Annotated in this window: 21 protein-coding genes; 6 read left to right on the forward strand and 15 right to left on the reverse strand. The window is 65.1% G+C overall.

The window, feature by feature from the left end:
• The first annotated feature begins 62 nt into the window (after window positions 1-62).
• The 5 genes from ACVIYL_RS10380 (at window position 63) to ACVIYL_RS10400 (ending at window position 4,395) form a co-directional block, all read left to right on the forward strand.
• Window positions 63-941 (forward strand): F0F1 ATP synthase subunit gamma, encoded by an 879-nt coding sequence (locus tag ACVIYL_RS10380; protein WP_456778450.1) that lies wholly within the window; start codon window positions 63-65, stop codon window positions 939-941.
• A gap of 26 nt (window positions 942-967) precedes the next feature.
• Window positions 968-2,410 carry a F0F1 ATP synthase subunit beta gene (gene atpD / locus ACVIYL_RS10385; RefSeq protein WP_438075997.1) on the forward strand — a complete coding sequence of 481 codons (1,443 nt, stop codon included), beginning with the start codon at window positions 968-970 and terminating at the stop codon, window positions 2,408-2,410.
• Window positions 2,411-2,526: 116 nt separating this feature from the next.
• A complete protein-coding gene (locus ACVIYL_RS10390; protein ID WP_456778451.1) occupies window positions 2,527-2,934 on the forward strand; it encodes a F0F1 ATP synthase subunit epsilon in 408 nt (135 codons plus the stop codon).
• 136 nt (window positions 2,935-3,070) lie between these two features.
• Window positions 3,071-3,295 (forward strand): hypothetical protein, encoded by a 225-nt coding sequence (locus ACVIYL_RS10395; RefSeq protein ID WP_253641114.1) that lies wholly within the window; start codon window positions 3,071-3,073, stop codon window positions 3,293-3,295.
• Between the two features lie 104 nt (window positions 3,296-3,399).
• The gene (locus ACVIYL_RS10400) at window positions 3,400-4,395 is read left to right on the forward strand and encodes a helix-turn-helix domain-containing protein (protein WP_456778452.1); all 996 of its coding nucleotides are present in this window, start codon (window positions 3,400-3,402) and stop codon (window positions 4,393-4,395) included.
• Here the strand turns inward: ACVIYL_RS10400 and ACVIYL_RS10405 are convergent.
• From ACVIYL_RS10405 to ACVIYL_RS10460, 12 genes are all read right to left on the reverse strand, one after another.
• The gene (locus ACVIYL_RS10405; RefSeq protein ID WP_456778453.1) at window positions 4,353-4,853 is read right to left on the reverse strand and encodes an RNA pyrophosphohydrolase; all 501 of its coding nucleotides are present in this window, start codon (window positions 4,851-4,853) and stop codon (window positions 4,353-4,355) included. The genes ACVIYL_RS10400 and ACVIYL_RS10405 overlap by 43 nt on opposite strands.
• 32 nt (window positions 4,854-4,885) lie before the next feature.
• Window positions 4,886-5,389 carry an RNA pyrophosphohydrolase gene (locus ACVIYL_RS10410; protein ID WP_076864732.1) on the reverse strand — a complete coding sequence of 168 codons (504 nt, stop codon included), beginning with the start codon at window positions 5,387-5,389 and terminating at the stop codon, window positions 4,886-4,888.
• Between the two features lie 83 nt (window positions 5,390-5,472).
• Window positions 5,473-6,675, reverse strand: a complete 1,203-nt coding sequence (locus ACVIYL_RS10415) for a divergent polysaccharide deacetylase family protein (RefSeq protein WP_456778454.1) — start codon at window positions 6,673-6,675, stop codon at window positions 5,473-5,475.
• Window positions 6,676-6,826: 151 nt separating this feature from the next.
• A complete protein-coding gene (locus ACVIYL_RS10420; protein ID WP_018269401.1) occupies window positions 6,827-8,194 on the reverse strand; it encodes a S41 family peptidase in 1,368 nt (455 codons plus the stop codon).
• Window positions 8,191-9,600 carry a murein hydrolase activator EnvC family protein gene (locus ACVIYL_RS10425; RefSeq protein WP_456778455.1) on the reverse strand — a complete coding sequence of 470 codons (1,410 nt, stop codon included), beginning with the start codon at window positions 9,598-9,600 and terminating at the stop codon, window positions 8,191-8,193. The genes ACVIYL_RS10420 and ACVIYL_RS10425 overlap by 4 nt, the downstream gene beginning before the upstream one ends.
• A 40-nt stretch (window positions 9,601-9,640) precedes the next feature.
• The gene (gene rlmH, locus ACVIYL_RS10430) at window positions 9,641-10,123 is read right to left on the reverse strand and encodes a 23S rRNA (pseudouridine(1915)-N(3))-methyltransferase RlmH (RefSeq protein ID WP_076834612.1); all 483 of its coding nucleotides are present in this window, start codon (window positions 10,121-10,123) and stop codon (window positions 9,641-9,643) included.
• 50 nt (window positions 10,124-10,173) lie between these two features.
• Window positions 10,174-10,542, reverse strand: a complete 369-nt coding sequence (gene rsfS / locus ACVIYL_RS10435; protein WP_016847840.1) for a ribosome silencing factor — start codon at window positions 10,540-10,542, stop codon at window positions 10,174-10,176.
• A 186-nt stretch (window positions 10,543-10,728) separates the two neighbouring features.
• Complete coding sequence (locus ACVIYL_RS10440) at window positions 10,729-11,352, reverse strand: nicotinate-nucleotide adenylyltransferase (protein WP_080583350.1); 624 nt, start codon at window positions 11,350-11,352, stop codon at window positions 10,729-10,731.
• A gap of 45 nt (window positions 11,353-11,397) precedes the next feature.
• Entirely contained in the window at window positions 11,398-12,690 is a 1,293-nt protein-coding gene (locus ACVIYL_RS10445) for a glutamate-5-semialdehyde dehydrogenase (RefSeq protein WP_456778456.1), read from the reverse strand.
• Window positions 12,691-12,813: 123 nt separating this feature from the next.
• Complete coding sequence (gene proB, locus ACVIYL_RS10450; RefSeq protein ID WP_057020908.1) at window positions 12,814-13,956, reverse strand: glutamate 5-kinase; 1,143 nt, start codon at window positions 13,954-13,956, stop codon at window positions 12,814-12,816.
• 67 nt (window positions 13,957-14,023) lie between these two features.
• Window positions 14,024-15,076, reverse strand: coding sequence for a GTPase ObgE (obgE, locus tag ACVIYL_RS10455; protein ID WP_456778457.1), 1,053 nt, complete (start codon window positions 15,074-15,076; stop codon window positions 14,024-14,026).
• A gap of 101 nt (window positions 15,077-15,177) precedes the next feature.
• Complete coding sequence (locus ACVIYL_RS10460) at window positions 15,178-15,657, reverse strand: MaoC family dehydratase (RefSeq protein ID WP_137484028.1); 480 nt, start codon at window positions 15,655-15,657, stop codon at window positions 15,178-15,180.
• A gap of 154 nt (window positions 15,658-15,811) precedes the next feature.
• On the opposite strand from ACVIYL_RS10460, the gene ACVIYL_RS10465 reads away from it, so the two are divergent.
• Window positions 15,812-16,726, forward strand: coding sequence for a DMT family transporter (locus ACVIYL_RS10465; RefSeq protein ID WP_456778458.1), 915 nt, complete (start codon window positions 15,812-15,814; stop codon window positions 16,724-16,726).
• Window positions 16,727-16,831: 105 nt separating this feature from the next.
• Here the strand turns inward: ACVIYL_RS10465 and ACVIYL_RS10470 are convergent, their stop codons facing one another.
• The 3 genes from ACVIYL_RS10470 to rplU all read right to left on the reverse strand — a co-directional run bounded on the left by ACVIYL_RS10470 (window position 16,832) and on the right by rplU (window position 18,439).
• Window positions 16,832-17,428 carry a GNAT family N-acetyltransferase gene (locus ACVIYL_RS10470; protein WP_456778459.1) on the reverse strand — a complete coding sequence of 199 codons (597 nt, stop codon included), beginning with the start codon at window positions 17,426-17,428 and terminating at the stop codon, window positions 16,832-16,834.
• Window positions 17,429-17,599: 171 nt separating this feature from the next.
• Window positions 17,600-17,869, reverse strand: a complete 270-nt coding sequence (rpmA, locus tag ACVIYL_RS10475) for a 50S ribosomal protein L27 (RefSeq protein ID WP_016847848.1) — start codon at window positions 17,867-17,869, stop codon at window positions 17,600-17,602.
• Window positions 17,870-17,971: 102 nt separating this feature from the next.
• Window positions 17,972-18,439: a 50S ribosomal protein L21 gene (rplU, locus tag ACVIYL_RS10480; protein ID WP_016847849.1), complete on the reverse strand. Its 468-nt coding sequence runs from the start codon at window positions 18,437-18,439 to the stop codon at window positions 17,972-17,974.
• Window positions 18,440-18,542 lie beyond the last annotated feature (103 nt).

Here is an 18,542-nt window from a genome sequence, read left to right on the forward strand (position 1 = left end):
GGCGTGACGAACGGAGGCTTGCGATCTGACCATTGTGGTCGGATCGCCGGGGTGAACGAAGAATGGCGTCACTAAAAGACATGCGGGTCCGCATCGCCTCGACCAAGGCGACGCAGAAGATCACCAAGGCCATGCAGATGGTCGCAGCCTCGAAGCTGCGCCGCGCGCAGAACGCCGCCGAAGCGGCGCGGCCTTATGCCACCAAGATGGATGCGGTGATTTCCAACATCGCCGCGGCTGCCAACGGCACGCCCGGCGCGCCGGCGCTGCTTGCCGGCACCGGCAACGATCAGGTCCACCTGCTTCTGGTCTGCACCGGCGAGCGCGGCCTGTCCGGCGCGTTCAACTCCGCCATCGTGCGCCTGGCGCGCGAGCGGGCGAACGCGCTGCTCGCGCAGGGCAAGGAAGTGAAGTTCTTCTGCGTCGGCCGCAAGGGCTACGAGCAGCTGCGGCGGACCTTCGAGAAGCGCATTGTCGAGCATCTCGACCTGCGTTCGGTGCGCCAGATCGGCTTCGTCAATGCCGAGGACATTGCCAACAAGGTGCTGGCGCGATTCGAGGCCGGCGAGTTCGATGTCTGCACATTGTTCTACTCGCGCTTCCAGTCGGTGATCGCGCAGATCCCGACCGCGCAGCAGATCATCCCGCTCGAGGTGGCTGCACCCGCCGTCAACGCGGCGCCCGCCACGTCCTACGAATACGAGCCTGAAGAGGATCAGATCCTCGGCAGCCTGCTGCCGCGCAACCTCGCGGTGCAGATCTTCCGCGCGCTGCTGGAGAACAACGCCTCGTTCTATGGCGCGCAGATGAGCGCGATGGACAGCGCGACCCGCAATGCCGGCGAGATGATTCGCAAGCAAACCCTGATTTACAACAGAACCCGTCAGGCCCAGATCACGAAGGAGCTGATCGAGATCATCTCCGGCGCTGAGGCGGTCTAAGGCAGATTTTCGAAGGAGAACAGTCCATGGCTACAGCAGCCAATCCGATCGGTCGCGTTACCCAGGTCACGGGCGCCGTGGTCGACGTGCAGTTCGAAGGCCACCTTCCGGCGATTCTGAATGCGCTCGAGACCAAGAACGGCGGCAACCGTCTGGTGCTCGAAGTCGCGCAGCATCTCGGTGAATCGACCGTCCGCACCATCGCGATGGATATCACCGAGGGCCTCGTGCGCGGCCAGGAAGTGACCGACACCGGCGAACCGATCCGGGTGCCGGTCGGCGAGGGCACGCTCGGCCGCATCATCAACGTCATCGGCGAGCCGATCGACGAAGCCGGCCCGATCAAGTCTGACGGCGTGCGCGCCATCCATCAGGAAGCGCCGACCTACACCGACCAGTCGACCGAGGCCGAAATCCTCGTTACCGGCATCAAGGTCGTCGACCTTCTTGCTCCGTACGCCAAGGGCGGCAAGATTGGCCTGTTCGGCGGCGCCGGCGTCGGCAAGACCGTGCTGATTCAGGAACTGATCAACAACGTCGCGAAGGCGCACGGCGGATACTCCGTGTTCGCCGGCGTCGGCGAGCGCACCCGCGAGGGCAACGACCTCTATCACGAGTTCATCGAATCGAAGGTCAATGCCGATCCGCACAATCCGGATCCGAGCGTGAAGTCGAAGTGCGCGCTGGTGTTCGGCCAGATGAACGAGCCGCCGGGCGCCCGCGCCCGCGTCGGCCTCACCGGCCTGACCGTCGCCGAGCACTTCCGCGACCAGGGCCAGGACGTGCTGTTCTTCGTCGACAACATCTTCCGCTTCACCCAGGCGGGCTCGGAAGTGTCGGCGCTCCTCGGCCGTATTCCTTCGGCGGTGGGTTATCAGCCGACGCTCGCGACCGACATGGGCGCGCTGCAGGAGCGCATCACCACCACCCAGAAGGGCTCGATCACCTCGGTGCAGGCGATCTACGTGCCGGCCGACGACTTGACCGACCCGGCGCCCGCCACCTCGTTCGCGCACTTGGACGCCACCACGGTGCTGTCGCGCGCGATCTCGGAAAAGGGCATCTATCCGGCGGTGGATCCGCTCGACTCGACCTCGCGCATGCTGTCGGCGCTCGTCGTCGGTGACGAGCACTACAACACCGCGCGCATGGTCCAGCAGATCCTGCAACGCTACAAGTCGCTGCAGGACATCATCGCCATTCTCGGCATGGACGAATTGTCGGAAGAGGACAAGCTGACGGTCGCCCGCGCCCGCAAGGTCGAGCGCTTCCTGTCGCAGCCGTTCCACGTCGCCGAAGTCTTCACCGGCTCGCCGGGCAAGTTCGTCGACCTCGCCGACACCATCAAGGGCTTCCGCGATCTCTGCCAGGGCAAGTACGACCATCTGCCGGAAGCGGCGTTCTACATGGTCGGCACCATCGAAGAAGCCGTCGAGAAGGGCAAGAAGCTGGCGGCCGAAGCCGCCTAAGCTTTGGGATGTCGTCATCGCCGGACCTGATCCGGCGATCCATCGCACGTGAAGTATTTTGACTGATGGACCCGCGGGTCGAGCCCGCGGGTGACAGCGCAAAGAACGGAAAGACCATGACCACCTTCCACTTCGATCTCGTCTCTCCCGAAAAGCTCGCCTTCTCCGGCGAGGTCGATCAGGTTGACGTCCCCGGTGTGGAGGGTGATTTCGGTGTGCTCGCCGGACACGCTCCGGTCATCGCCACGGTTCGACCGGGCATCCTGACGATCACGACTGCCGGCAAGCGCGAGAAGGTGATCGTGCTCGGCGGCCTCGCCGAGGTCTCGGACAAGGGCCTCACCGTGCTCGCCGACGTCGCGACCGCGCTTGCAGACATCGATCGCGCGAAGTTCGCCGAGACGATCAACGAGATGCAGGAGAAGCTGGCCGAGAAGGAGGGCTCCGAGCTCGACCACGCGATCGAGCGGCTCGACCACTTCAAGAGCATCCAGCAAGAGCTCAACACGACGGCTATGCACTAGGGCGCGGTTGCCGACCGGCGATCGCGCCGCCATGTCGAGTGAGCCGACCCCCTTAGTGGAATAGCTCACACTCTTCCAGTCATCGCCCACCAAGGCTTGAATAATTCAACGCTCGCCACGCCCTGGCGAGCGTTCAATGCTTGTTGCGCGCGGGATCGTCTGGCGGCATTCTCCCCGGCATATCTGGGTTCGGGGGCTGGTACTCATGAAGCGCAAGGTCGCAGCGATCCTCGCGGCCGATATCGCAAGTCAGAGCCGATTGGTTGCCGACGATGAGGAAGAGACGCTGCGGCGGCTCGCCTCTTCTCGACAAGTCCGCTTCTTCGCGGTCGGCCCGAACGAACGACCTGCAAATATGTGAAGCAGCTTGCAGCAGGGATCGTGCACAAATGACAAGCTGCAGCGCGACGACGATTTGGCCCGACCGCATCGCGATTTCATTCCTGACATAACGGACAAGCTGCCGTGCTGACTTTCACCACCGATGCTCTCCGCCCGCAGGACCGTTTCGAGCACTGGTGCGAGGTGCGCGGCAAGAGCCTGTTCGGGGTCACGATCGAGCTCGAGCGCGACAAGAGGGCCGATTTCAGCGGGCGCTTCTCCGCGACGCCGGTGGGCAGTGCCGTGCTGGCGCAAATGTCGGCCTCCTCCTACCGCGTCAGCCGGACCGCTTCCGACATCGCGCGCGTTCCGAGCAACAGCCTGCATCTTGCCTGGCAGGTGCGCGGCCCCGGCCACATGAATATCGGTCGCGATCGTGTCCAGTTTGTGCGCAACGGCGACCTGGTGTTCGGCCATTCCAATCTTCCGTTTGCCTCGACACCCGAACGGACCGACGGCTTTGACTTCTTCAGCCTCAAGATCCCCGTCACCGACGAACTCGTGCTCGGCGCGCGGATCGAGGATGCGCCGCCGGTCGCGCTGGCGCGCGATGCGAGCCTGACCCGGCTTGTCGGCGCCATGTTCCGCTCGATGACGCGAGATCTCGCGCAAGCCGGGCAGTTCGCTGGCGACGTTGCGCATATGGTGCGCCTGGCGCTGCTCGCGCGCGGACGCGTGCGGCCACGCCAGGACGAAATCCGTGCCGCGCTGCATGCAGGCTACCTTCATGCCGTCCGCGAAATTCTGTACCGCGATCTGCATCGCGCCTCGCTCACGCCGGCCGCGGTTGCCGCCGAGCTCGGCATCTCACTGCGGCAATTGCATGCGCTGTTCGAGCCGACCGGCCTGTCATTTGCGCGGACGCTGACGGCGGCAAGGTTGAAGGCGGCGAGGCGCGCGCTCTACGCCATACGGGAGCGCAGCATCGACGAGATCGCGTTCTCGTGCGGCTTCGACAGCATCGCGACCTTCTATCGCGTCTTCCGTTCGACCTACGGCATGACACCGGGCGACGCGCGGCGCATACCGCCGCAGGATCAGCCGGCGAATTCCGCGAACCGGGTCGCGACCGCGCGATAGACGTCGCGGCGGAACGGCACCACGAGATCGGCGACGCGGTCGAGGCGCTCCCAGCGCCATTGATCGAATTCGGCGGGCTGGCCGTTGCGCGGCGTCAATGGATCGATCTCCTCGTCGCGTCCAGTGAAGCGCAGCGCAAACCATTTCTGCCGCTGGCCGCGGAACTTGGCGAGCCGGTGCGATGTCGGCCCGTCATAGGCGGGGAATTCGTAGGTCATCCAGTCGGTCTCGCCGAGATAGTCGGCGTTGACCGCCCCGGTCTCCTCCCACAATTCGCGCATCACGGCCTGGCGCGGATCCTCGCCGGCGTCGATGCCGCCCTGCGGCATCTGCCATTCGAGGCCGGGCAGCACGATCTCCGGACCGTCGTCCTTGATCCGGTGGCCGATCAGCACGCGTCCGTCGGCGTTGAACAGCGCGATGCCCACATTGGGGCGATAGGGCTTATCTGATGACATTCAGTGGGTACGTCGCGCGTTGACCCGGTCGGCTACTTGGCCGCCAGACCGGCAAATTCCTTCACGACGCGCTCATAGACCGGACGCTTGAACGGCACAATCAGCTCCGGCAGATTCTTCATCGGTTCCCAGCGCCAGGTGATGAACTCGGCCTTGTGGCCGCCGCCCGGATTGGCGACGTTGATCTCGTTCTCATTGCCGGTGAAGCGCAACGCGAACCACTTTTGCCGCTGTCCGCGATAGCGGCCCTTCCAGGCGCGGCCGGCGACGGTGCGTGGGATATCATAGATCAGCCAGTCCGAGACCTCGCCGAGCTTCTCCACGGACTTGATGCTGGTCTCCTCATAGAGCTCGCGTCGCGCCGCCTGAAACGTATCCTCGCCGGGATCGACGCCGCCTTGCGGCATCTGCCAGACATGCGCGTCGTCAACATGCTCGATGCCGCCCGCGCGGCGTCCGATGAAGACCAGCCCCGCTGTATTCAGCAGCATGATGCCGACGCAGGTTCGATAGGGCAGGTCTTCATAACGTGCCATGCTGCCGCTACCTCGCACATTTTCTGGAGCCGCCCGACCCGGCCCCCCGGCAAGGTATCGAGCTGCACCAACGGATTGAATCTTTAGCCCGATTTTGATTTCAGCATCGCCGTTGTCAATGGCACAAGCATAATGCCCTTGGAGTCCAGTGTCTTGAGCCAGGCGCCGAGCCGCTCGATCGAGACCGGCAACGCCGAGGCGACGCCCACCGCCGTGCCGCGTTCCTTAGCGATGGTTTCCAGCTTGACCAGCGCGCGGTCGATTTCCGCCGACGTCGGCACCGCGTCGATGGCGAAATCGGCCTTGGCGAACGGCAATGACTGGCCCGCTGAGAGGGTCTGCGCGACGCTACGTGGGGTGGAACCGTCGTCGAAATAGCTCAGGCCGCGCTTGGCCGCTTCGCGGACGATGGGCTGCATCACGTGATCGGCCGCAACGAACCGGCCTCCCATGAAATTGGCTATCCCGGCATAGCCTTGCAGGCGGCTGAGGTGCCAATAGAAGCGGTCGAGGTTCTGCTCGCTGCTCAGCGTGGTCAGCAGGGTTTGCGGCCCGGGATCGTTGTCAGGATAGTCGAATGGCTCCATCGGGATCTGCAGCAGGATCTCGTGACGCTGGGTCCGGGCACGTTCCGCAAGCTTGCCCGGATCGGAGCCATAGGGCGTGAAGGCCAGCGTCACCGCCGGCGGCAGCTTCATGATGGCGTCGGTGGTCTTGGCGGCGCCGACGCCGAGGCCGGCGACCACAATGGCGACCACGGGCATCCGGGCGGCCTTGGCGCGGTCAGCCTCGGCCGCGTAGACCGTGAACGGCTTCAGGCCGTCGGCGACCACCGGGATCATGCCGTAGCGTGACTTTTCCAGCAGGCGCGGATCGATGCCGGTCATCGCCAGTGGCGGCGTATCGCCATCGGCCTTGTCGGCCGGATCGCCGGCGCCGATCACCACGTCCTGGCGCTTGCCGCTGGAGCCGTCGATGATGGTGACGGTTCTCGCGTCACTGGCTGCGGCCGGGGTCTTGGCGGCGGATTTGGCCGCCGGTTCGGCCGCTGGAGCGTGCTTGTCGTCAGCGGCGGCGGGCGGAGGATTGCGGAGCGTGACACGGGCGATCGGCTCGCCCCCGAGCGGGTTGTCGTTGAACAGCGCGATGCCGACAAAGCCGACCAGCACGAGCCCGAGCAGCACGGCGAGCGCCTGCATCGCCGTGAATGGCAGGCGAAACCGGCGCGTCCTGCCCACGGTCGTCTGCCCAAGCGGCGTGCTCAGTTCGTCGGCCGCTTCTGCCATGACCCTCCCCGAATCAACAGCGCGAACGATAGCACGATGCGGTGCAATCCCGCGCGCCGGCCTGCCCGGCAAAGCACGGTTACAGGTGGACACCGAAAGCAGAAAGGGCGGCCCGCGGGGCCGCCCTGTTCGCCGAATCGATCGGATTAAATCAGTTCGCGGCCTTGTTGCCCGGCTTGTCGACCGCGGCCTTGTCGCGCGCGGCCTCCGGCGCCGCTGGCGCACTGGAGGTCGACTTGATGCCGTGCAGCAGGTCGTCGGCCATCTTCAGCGCCTTGTCGTCCTTGGCGTCCGGCGGGACGTAGGACTGCGAGCCGGTCTTCTCGTCGCCGTCGTTCTTGAGATGGCCGCGCAGCGAAGCTTCGCCCTTGGTGTCGGTGCGCGCCTTCAGCTCTTCCGGCACGTCCTGCAGCACCTCGATGTCGGGCACGATGCCCTTGGCCTGGATCGACTTGCCCGACGGCGTGTAGTAGCGCGCGGTGGTCAGGCGCAGCGCGCCATTGCCCGAGCCGAGCGGGATGATGGTCTGCACCGAGCCCTTGCCGAACGAACGGGTGCCGACCAGCGTCGCCCGCTTGTGGTCCTGCAGCGCGCCGGCGACGATTTCGGAGGCCGATGCCGAGCCGCCGTTGATCAGCACGATCACCGGCTTGCCCTTGGTCAGGTCGCCCGGATGGGCGGCGCGGCGCTGGGTTTCCTCGGCGTTGCGACCGCGGGTCGAGACGATCTCTCCACGCTCCAGGAAGGAGTCGGACACCGTGACCGCTTCCTCGAGCAGGCCGCCGGGGTTGTTGCGGAGATCGATGACGTAGCCCTTCAGCTTGTCGCCGATCTGGCCCTGCAGATTGGTGATCTCCTTCTTCAGGCCTTCGGTGGTCTGCTCGTTGAAGGTGGTGATGCGGATATAGGCGATGTCATCGGCCTCGACGCGCGCGCGCACCGAGCGGACGCGGATGTTGTCGCGCACCAGCGTGACGTCGATCGGATTGTCCTGACCCTTGCGGATGATCTTGAGCTTGATCTTGGTGTTGACCGGACCGCGCATCTTCTCGACGGCCTGGTTCAAGGTCAGGCCCTGCACGGCCTCGTCGTCGAGGGTCGTGATGATGTCGTTGGCCATGATGCCGGCCTTCGAGGCCGGGGTGTCGTCGATCGGCGAGACGACCTTGATCAGGCCGTCCTCCATCGTGACTTCGATGCCGAGGCCGCCGAACTCGCCGCGGGTCTGCACCTGCATGTCGCGGAAGCTCTTGGCGTCCATGTAGCTCGAGTGCGGGTCGAGGCCGGACAGCATGCCGGAGATCGCGGATTCGACCAGCTTGCTGTCATCGGGCTTCTCGACATAGTCGCTGCGCACCCGCTCGAACACGTCGCCGAACAGATTGAGCTGGCGATAGGTGTCCGACGTCGCGGCGCGCGCGCTCGATCCCATCAGCACAGCGCGGGGCTGCGTGACGAAAAGCGTCAGGGCCGCGCCGGTGGCGGCGCTAAGGAGAATTACCGAAGTCTTGCGCATCATCCGCGAACCTTTTCGCCTTCATTTGCGGCCCACCATGGACCTGGATCGATTGGAGTGCCGTCTTTCCGGAACTCGACATAGAGCACTGGCTGGCTCGCATTTGTCGCGAGAATGGATGCAACTTGGGACGTCGACCCCATGGTCGCAACCGGCTCCCCCGTAAGTACAAACTGGCCGATGTTTACCGAAATACGCTCCATCCCGGCGATCAGGACATGATACCCGCCCCCGGCATTGAGGATCAAGAGTTGTCCATAGCTACGGAAAGGACCAGCGTAAACAACCCAGCCGTCACACGGGGTTGTGACCTGCGCGCCCGGCTTGGCTGCCAAAGAAATGCCTTTTTGTACGCCCCCCGCGCCGTCGGAACCGCCAAATTCGCGAATCTTGGTGCCATTCACGGGATAGGAGAACAGGCCTTTGGCCGAGGCGAAAGCGACCGCCGGGCTCATGCGGGCCGGGTCCTTGAGCGCCCCCAGATTCGGCTTGCCGTTAACCGTCGCCGGCGCTCCCTGGAGGCTGGCCGTGGCGGCGGCCTTGGCCGCGCTCTTGAGATCCTGCTCCATCTTGGCGATCAGGGTCTGCAGATTGTCGGCCTGCTTCGACAGCGCGATGGCACGGGCGCCTTCGGCCTCCATGTCCTTTTCGGCCGCGCTCTGCTGCCGTTGCCGTTCGTCGACCAGGGCCGCCAGGCGGGTCTGGTCTTCCTTCAGCTTGTCGCGGTCGGCCGCCAGCGCGTCGCGCTCGGTCGAGATGGTCTTGCGCAGCGCCACCAGTTCGCCGAGATCGGCCGCAAGCTTCTCGGCGCGGACGCGCAACTCCGGCACCACGGCGCCGAGCAGCATCGCGGTTCGCAGAGATTGCAGCGCATCCTCGGGCCGCACCAGCAGCGCCGGCGGCGTGCGTCGTCCGGCGCGCTGCAGCGCGGCCAGCACCTCGATCACCTCGGAGCGGCGTGAATCGAGCGAGGCGCGGATTTCGCGCTCACGGCCGTCGAGCGGCTGCAGGCGTGCCTCGGCGTCCGCGATCCGCGTCTCGACGCCGCGGACCTGGCCGGCAATATCGATCAGCTGCTGATTGAGCCTGCTGCGGTCCTGGCCGATCGCGGCGATGTCGGCCTTCAGCTTCTCCTGCAGCTCGGTCGCCTTGCGCTGCTGCTCGCGCGCGGCCTCGAGTTCCTGCTCGCGCTGCTTGATCGCATCGGGCGATGTCTCCGCGGTTGCGGCCTGCTGCGCCGGCGGCGCGGATTGCTGCGCTGGTGGTGTCGCTTGCGCGTGCGCCGCGGCCAGCGGATAGGCGGCGAACATCGCGAGCGACAGCGGCAGCGATGCCGGCAGCCGGCGGCGGCGCGCGGCGGTGCCGAGATGCGAAGCCGAATACGAAGCTGTGTCCCGCTTGTGCTGCATTCGCGTGAGTTCAGTGGTTTCGACTGTCCGTCACCACGCCTTACGCGCGATGATAGGGGTGGCCGGCCAAAATGGTTGCGGCGCGATAAATCTGTTCCAGAAGCATGACGCGGACCATTTGATGCGGCCAGGTCGCGGAGCCGAATGCAATTCGCAACAAAGCCTTGCGCTGCAATTCAGGCGAAAGTCCGTCTGCGCCGCCGATCACGAAGACAGTATGTGCTGTTCCCTCGTCGCGCCAGCGGCCGAGCTGCCGGGCAAAGGTCGCACTGTCGATGCTCTTGCCGCGTTCGTCGAGGGCGACCAGCGCGTGCTTCTCAGGCAGCAATGCGGAGATCGCCGCAGCCTCCTCGGCAATGCGCGCGGCGGTGTCGCGCGCGCGGCTTTCCGCGATCTCGTGGATGTCGAGGCCGCGAAACCCGAGCTTGCGGCCGATATCCTCGAAGCGCTCGCGATAACGCTCGGCGAGCTCCCGTTCAGGGCCCTGTTTCAGACGGCCGATGCAGATCACGACAAGGCGCATCAACGCAGACTAGCTGCGCTGCAGCCGATTCGCATCGGCCTCGAACCCCCTTATACCGCCGCGACCGCCGGGTTCTGAGTCCACAACCGCTCGAGGTTGTAGAACTCGCGCACCTCAGGCCTGAACACGTGCACGATCACCTCGCCGGAATCGATCAGCACCCAGTCGCAATTGGGCAAGCCCTCGACATGGATGTTCTTGACCCCGTTCTCCTTGAGGCTCTTCGTCACATTTTCCGCGATCGCGCCAACGTGCCGGTTAACCCGGCCGGTGGTGACGATCATGTAGTCGGAATATGCGGATTTGCCCCGAAGGTCGATGGTGACCGTCTCTTCCGCCTTCATGTCCTCGAGGCGGGAGAGGATCAGGCTCAGCGTCTTGTTGGCATCCGGTTTGTCGGCGTCCGGTTGCGCCTGCAAGGCCGCGGTTTTCGTCGATGTTTTACGCGCAGTCTTTGGAACCTTGGGTAAAACAGACTTTGACAATACAGATGTGGCCAGGGACCATTCCTTTCACTGTATCGCGGGTGCCGAATCCTCGGCCCCACGCGCCATACTACGCATGTGGGGTTAATGGTTTCAATATTCCAGTAACCCTTTTGCGCTTCATGCCGTTCTCCAGCTCCCGTCCGGGTTCCGAAGTCCGGTCGAAGACAAATTGGATTTCATTCCTGTCAGGAACACCCAGGCCGGCGCCTGCTGGTCGGCCAGCCGTGTCGCTTGATTTTCGGGCATGCGATAGCGCGCGAGCGCCTGCGCCGCCGGTGCGGCAAGGGCGCGGAAACTTTGGGGCGGACGGTCGATCACGGCAATCGGCACATCGGACGCAATGCGCCGCCAATCTTTCCAGCGATGAAATTGCGCGAGATTGTCAGCGCCCATGATCCAGACGAAGTGCACGCCGGAGACACGGCGGCGCAAGTGGATGATCGTGTCCACAGTGTAGCTGACGCCAATGACAGCTTCGAGACAGCTGATGTCGATGCGCGGATCGTCGGCAACGCGGCGCGCGGCCTCGGCTCGCTCGGCGAGCGCGTGCAGGCCATCATGGTTCTTCAGCGGATTGCCCGGCGTCAGCAGCCACCACACGCGGTCGAGCTGCAGGCGCTTGAGCGCGAACAGGCTGATGGCGCGATGCGCGGCGTGCGGTGGATTGAACGAGCCGCCAAGCAGCCCGATGCGCATGCCGTTGGTATAGAACGGAAGCGCTTGGGCTGCGGATAACGACACGCTCGATGCTTGCTGCAATGGCTTACCGTGCGCGTGCGACAATGATCACGGCCGCGTCTGCCCGGTGCCGTGGACGCGGTACTTGAAGCTCGTCAGCTGCTCGGCGCCGACCGGCCCGCGGGCGTGGAATTTGCCGGTGGCAATTCCGATCTCCGCGCCGAAGCCGAACTCGCCGCCGTCGGCGAACTGGGTCGAGGCGTTGTGCAGCACGATCGCCGAATCGACCTCGTTGAGAAATCTTTCCGCGGCAGCGGCATCCTCCGTTACGATCGCATCGGTGTGATGCGAGCCGTGATTATGAATATGCGCAATCGCTTCATCGAGACCGTCGACGATCCTCGCCGAGATGATCGCGTCCTCATATTCGGTGTCCCAGTCCTCGTCGGATGCGGGCTTCACCCTGGCATCGACGCCCTGCACGACGTCATCGCCGCGCACCTCGCAGCCGGCATCGATCAACAGCTCGACCAGCGGCCTCAGCTGCGTCCCGGCAGCCTTGCGATCGACCAGCAGTGTCTCGACGGCGCCGCAGACACCGGGACGGCGCATCTTGGCGTTCAATACGACCGCCTTGGCCATATCGAGCCTGGCGCTGCCGTCGACGTAGATGTGGTTGACGCCTTCGAGATGCGCGAACACCGGAACGCGTGCCTCCGCCTCGACGCGTGCGACCAAGCTCTTGCCGCCGCGCGGCACGATCACATCGATGCCGCCGTTCAATCCCGTCAGCATCAGGCCGACGGCCGCACGGTCACGGGTCGGCACCAGGGTGATTGCGGCCTCAGGCAGGCCGGCTTCGCGCAGGCCCTGCACCAGGCAATCATGGATCGCGCGGCAGGAGCGGAAACTGTCCGAGCCGCCGCGCAGGATCACGGCGTTGCCGGACTTCAGGCACAGCACACCGGCGTCGGCGGCGACGTTGGGCCGGCTCTCGAAGATCACGCCGATGACCCCGAGCGGCACGCGGACGCGTTCGATGGTCATGCCGTTCGGCCGCTGCCAGCTTTCGGTGACGGCGCCGACCGGATCGATGATCTCGCGCACGGTCGCAACGCCATCGGCCATGCCGGCAACGCGCGCCGGCGTCAGGGTCAGTCGGTCGACGAAGGCAGAGCTCATGCCGCCCGCGCGCGCCTCGGCGACGTCCTCGGCATTGGCGGCGAGGATGGCCGGCGCATTGGCGCGGATCGCGCGTTCGATCGCGGCGAGCGCCCGGTCCTTCTGCTCCGGCGGCGCCAGCGCCAGCACGCGCGCGGCGGCGCGCGCCTTGGCGGCGAGGTCAGTCATCAGGGCGGTGAGATCGGCGTTGCCGTCGATCGCCTTCAGGGGGGCGCTCATGAAACTACCAGCTTTGGACTAAGACCATGTTCTAGCATGGCAATTGAAGGGTGGCGAGGCGCGGAACCGGCATGGCAGGTGGGCGGCAGGCCGCCCCGCTCGGCCAATGGCCTATCCAATGGCCTACTTGGGCGGGATCGCCCCGGCCGGGCCGATCACGAGGTCGTCGCGATGGATCATCTCGGACCGGCCGCTGATGCCCAGAATGGTCATCACGTCGGGCGAGGAGCGGCCCATGATCTTCTCGGCGTTCTCGGCGTCGTACGCGACCAGGCCGCGGCCGATTTCATGGGTGTCGGGGCCGCGCACCACCACGGCATCGCCGCGGGCGAACTGGCCGTCGACCCGGATCACGCCGGCCGGCAGCAGGCTCTTGCCGGCGCGCAGCGCCGCCACCGCGCCGGCATCGATGGTCAGCGTGCCCTTCGGCTCGAGCGAGCCCGCGATCCAGCGTTTGCGCGCGGTGACGGGATTGGCGGGGGTCAGGAACCAGGTGCAGCGGCCGCCGTCGGCGATCGCAGCAAGCGGATGCTCGATCTTGCCGGAGGCGATCAGCATGTGGGTGCCGGCCGTGGTCGCGATCTTCGCGGCCTCGATCTTGGTGGTCATGCCGCCGCGCGATAGTTCGGACCCGGCCGAGCCGGCCATCCCCTCGATCTCCGAGGTGATGCTTTCGACCACCGGGATCAGCCTGGCGTCGGGATCGAGCGCGGGCGGCGCGGTGTAGAGGCCGTCGATATCCGACAGCAGGATCAGGAGATCCGCGCTCGCCATGGTGGCGACGCGGGCGGCGAGGCGATCATTGTCGCCGTAGCGGATCTCCGTCGTGGCGACCGTGTCGTTCTCGTTGATCACGGGCACCGCGCCCCATTCCAGCAGCTTTGCGATCGTCGAGCGCGCGTTGAGATAGCGGCGGCGCTCCTCGGTGTCCTGCAGCGTCACCAGAATCTGCCCGGCGCCGATGCCGTGATGGCCGAGCACCTCCGACCAGATTCGCGCCAGCGCGATCTGGCCGACCGCTGCGGCGGCCTGGCTCTCCTCGAGCTTCAGCGGGCCGCGCGGCAGCTTCAGGCGGCTGCGGCCGAGCGCAATCGAGCCCGACGACACCACCATGACCTCGCAGCCTCGCTTGTGCAGCTTTGCGATGTCCTCGACCAGCGCGGCGAGCCAGGACGCGCGCACTTCGCCGGCCTGCGAGTCGACCAGCAGCGACGAGCCGACCTTGACGACGATGCGGCGAAAGTTCTTGAGCGCGGGGCGTTTCATGGGTTCGGTCTGGCAGGAAGGTGGAAGCAATAGACGCCACAATGTGGCTTGGGAAGTCGAGATGCCGTCAACCCTGCGGCACCGGCGTCGCCCACGGCTCCGCCTGGCCACCCTTGGCCTTGTTGGACACCGGCGCCTCGCCGATCACCTCGACCAGCGCGCGCAGCGCATCCTGCACGCCTTCGCCGGTCGCGCCCGAGAGCAACAGCGGCGTCTTCTTCGCCGCCCGCTTGAGGCGGTCCTTCTGCTTCTTCAGTTCGTCGGGCGCGACGGCGTCGATCTTGTTGAGCGCGACGATCTCGATCTTGTCGGCGAGATGGCCCTCATAGGCTTCGAGCTCGGTGCGCACCGTCTTGTAGGCCTTGCCGGCATGCTCGCAAGTCGCATCGACCAGATGCAGCAGCACGCGGCAGCGCTCGACATGGCCGAGGAAGCGGTCGCCGAGGCCGGCGCCTTCATGCGCGCCTTCGATCAGCCCGGGGATGTCGGCGAGCACGAATTCGCGGCCGCCGAAATTCACCACGCCAAGCTGCGGATGCAGCGTGGTGAAGGGATAATCGGCGATCTTCGGCCGCGCCGCGCTGACCACCGAGAGGAAGGTCGATTTGCCGGCATTGGGCAGGCCGACCAGGCCGGCGTCGGCGATCAGCTTCAGCCGCAGCCAGATCCAGCGCTCTTCGCCCGGCGCGCCGGGATTGGCGTTGCGCGGCGCGCGATTGGTCGAGGATTTGAAATGCGCGTTTCCGAAGCCGCCATTGCCGCCCTTGGCCAGCACGAAGGTTTCGCCGAGTTCGGTGAAGTCGTGCAGCAAGGTCTCGCGGTCCTCGTCGAACACCTGGGTGCCGACCGGCACTTTCAGCACGATCGACTTGCCGTTGGCGCCATGGCGGTCCTTGCCCATGCCATTGGTGCCCTTCTGTGCCTTGAAGTGCTGCTGGTAGCGGTAGTCGATCAGCGTGTTCAGTCCGTCGACGGACTCGATGATGACGTCGCCGCCGCGGCCGCCATTGCCGCCGGAAGGACCGCCGAACTCGATGAACTTCTCGCGCCGGAACGCGACGCAGCCGTTGCCGCCGTCGCCCGAGCGAATATAGACCTTGGCTTCATCGAGGAATTTCATGATCCGCTCTAGTTAGGGCAGGGTGGCCTTTGCGGCAACCCGGAAAGGCCCTGACTTCAGCGAAAAGCCTTAATTTTCGGGCCTTTTTGCGGCCCAAGCGGCTAAGCAGGCCGTCTCCGGACCAGGAATTTCTGCATCCCCTCCAGCACCAGCTCGCGGCGCTGGTTGTGCACGGTCGAGCGCAGCGTCACGACGCCGGTGGTCTTGCCCGGCGACAGCTCGATCACCTCCAGCGCGGGGTAGATGGTATCGCCGGCATAGACCGGTTTCAGGAACTTGCTCGATTGCTCGAGGAAGCCGATCAGCGACTCCTCCACGACGTAGGGAAACAATCCGGCGCCGGGCGCGGTGTGCACAAGGGTCTGGAAGCCGTGGGCGAGCAGATCAGGCATGCCGCGCGCGCGGCAATATTCGACGTCGTAATGGATCGGATGGGTGTCGCCGCTGGCGGTCTGGAACGCCGCGAACACGGCCGAGGTCTGGGTCCGGCTTGGAATCACGAAGCGCTCGCCGAGCACGAAATCCTCGAACCACCGCTGCGCGGGGACCATGCGATGCTGGGTGGGATCGAAGTCGCTCATGCGGCGTTTCCTGCTCTTTTTGTTGCCGGGATCAGCTACCGGTATCGCAGCGACGCAGGTGCGGCAATCCGTTCAATTCGTCATGCCCGGGCTTGTCCCGGGCATCCACGTCTTTAAAACCGGACGACTCCGGAACAAAAGCGCAAGTCTGCTCATGAGCCTGTTCGCAAAGCTGTCCTCCTACGACGACCGGTCGGCGCGGCTCGCCGGCATCGGGTTGATGCTGCTGTCGATCTTCATGTTCTCGTTCGGCGACGCGATGGGCAAATTCATCGTCGCCACCTATTCGGTCGGGCAATTGCTGTGGCTGCGCGCCTGTGCGGCGCTGCTCGTGCTGCTGCCGATCGTATGGCAGCGGCGCGCGGATTTTCTGCATCTGGAACGGCCGTGGCTGCAATTGCTGCGCGTCACGCTGTCGACCGTGGAGGTTGCGGCGTTCTTCCTGGCGACCGTCTATCTGCCGCTCGCCGACGTCATCACCTACTACCTCGCCGGACCGATCTTCGTCACCGCGATGTCGGGCCTCGTGCTCGGCGAGCATATCGGCTGGCGGCGCTGGACCGCGATCCTGGTCGGTTTCTGCGGGGTGCTGATCGCGCTCCGGCCGTCGGCGCAGACGATCAGCTGGCCGGCGATGATCGCGCTTGGCGGCAGCCTGTCGTTCGCGGTGCTGATGCTGATCACGCGCTCGCTGCGCGCGACGCCCGATATCGCGCTGGCGACGTCGCAATTCGGCGGCACGTTCATCCTGGGCCTCGTGCTCTCGCCGTTCGGCTGGGTGACGCCGTCAGCCGGCAGCCTCGTGCTGTTCTTCACTGCCGGCATCATCTCGGTCGCGGCGCTGCTTTGCGTCAATCGTTCGCTGAAGCTCGCGCCGGCGAGCGTGGTGGTGCCGTACCAGTATTCGATGATCGTCTGGGCGGTGATCTTCGGCTTCGTGGTGTTCGGCGACGTGCCGTCCTGGGCCACCATCATCGGTGCCGCTGTTATCATCGCGGCCGGCCTCTACATCTTCGTCCGCGAGCAACAGCTTGGACGCCCGGACTCCGCGGTGAATCCGCCGGCGTAAGGCCGTTTGACAAATTCGGTCATTGCGAGCGGAGCGAAGCAATCCATGGTGCCGCAAGCGCAGAGATGGATTGCTTCGTCGCTTTGCTCCTCGCAATGACGGGTGCTAGCTCTCTCGCCGGGTCGAGTTGTTCCAGCGCTTCAGCGACGTCCAGACACCGCGCGACAGGCGGAAGCAGTCGACCGGGCTCGACGAGCCCAGCGCCTCGAAGCGGTGCAGCTCGACGCCGCCCCACTGGAAGCCGCACTTCTCGAGGATGTTGCGCGACGACGGGTTGACGACGCGGGCGCCCGAGATCAGCTGGTCGAGATCGAACTCCTCGAAGAAGTAATCGATCACGGCGCGCGCGGCCTCGGTGCCAAAACCCTGGCCCCAATAGTCGACGCCGAGCCAGTAGCCGAGTTCGGCCGATGCCTCCTCGCGCCAGTCGATGCCGACCATGCCGATCGGCGTGTGATTGTTCTCGATCAGGAAAACGGTCTCGCGTCCGCCGGCGCCGAGCGCGCGCACGAAGTCGATGGCGTCGTCGTGGGTATAGGGATGCGGCAGGCGGCGGGTGTTCTCCGCGATGCGGCGGTCATTGGCGAGGCGTGCGATTGCTTTTACGTCCGCGAGCGTCGGCTTGCGCAATGTCAGCCGTTCGGTCTCGAGGACGCAAGCTCTTGCCTCGCGCAAGGTCGGCGTCGGGATGTCCTGCAACATGTCGAGCTCCTGTGATGCGAAAAAATCTGTACGCAACGCTTGGAACGTCACGCGCGGTCGAACTGGAACGCGCGCAACAAAAAGGGGAGGCCGGTCATCCCGCCTCCCCTTGGAGCCCTTTGCGACTCCGCCGGTTCAACAGGACCCGGCGGACTCATGTGTGTCCACCGTCTACTCGGCCGCCTCTGCCATCGGAATAACCGATACAAACGTGCGGCCGTTGGCTTTGGCACGGAACTCGACATGACCCTCGACCTTGGCGAAGAGAGTATGATCGGTGCCCATGCCGACATTAAGGCCAGGATGCCAGGTGGTGCCGCGCTGACGCGCGATGATGTTTCCGGGGATCACGCGCTCGCCACCGAACGCCTTGATGCCAAGGCGCTTGCCCTTGGAATCACGTCCGTTGCGCGATGAACCGCCTGCTTTTTTGTGAGCCATGGCTCGTCTCCGACTTCGCTTTGATCTCTAGATCAATTCCTTGACGGAATCATTTCACGTTTTGTCACGCTTCACATCTGAAAGCGCGACGATCACTTCTTCTTAAGCCTTGGCCGCGGCCTTCTTGGCCGGAGCCTTCTTGGCGGCCGGCGCCTTTGCGGGCGCCTTCTTCTTGGCCGCCTTCGGCGCTGCGTCCTCGCCATCGGCGGGCGCTGCGACCTTTTCCTTCTTCGGCCGCGGGCCGACGGTCGGCTTGGCGTTATCGGCGAGGATCTCGGTGATGCGAAGCACCGTGAGCTCGTCGCGATAGCCGCGCTTGCGGCGTGAATTCTTGCGGCGACGCTTCTTGAACGCGATCACCTTGGCGCCGCGCTTGTGCTGCAGCACTTCGGCTGCAACGGACGCGCCTGCCACGGTGGGCGTTCCCAGCACCGGCGTATCACCGCCGAGCACCAGAACTTCGCCAAGCTGCACGATCGTGCCGACATCGCCGGCGATCTTGCCTATCTCGAGTACATCATTCGGAACGACACGGTATTGCCGGCCGCCGGTTTTGATGACTGCGAACATCGTTTGATTCCTTCGTGTTCGATCCCGGCCTCGGACGGTTCGCCCGGGTCGGCTTTTTGTTCAGTCGCTATGGGTTGCGTGTCTCGTGCGAAGGGAATGAATT

The organism is Bradyrhizobium sp. USDA 3315 (assembly GCF_054056795.1).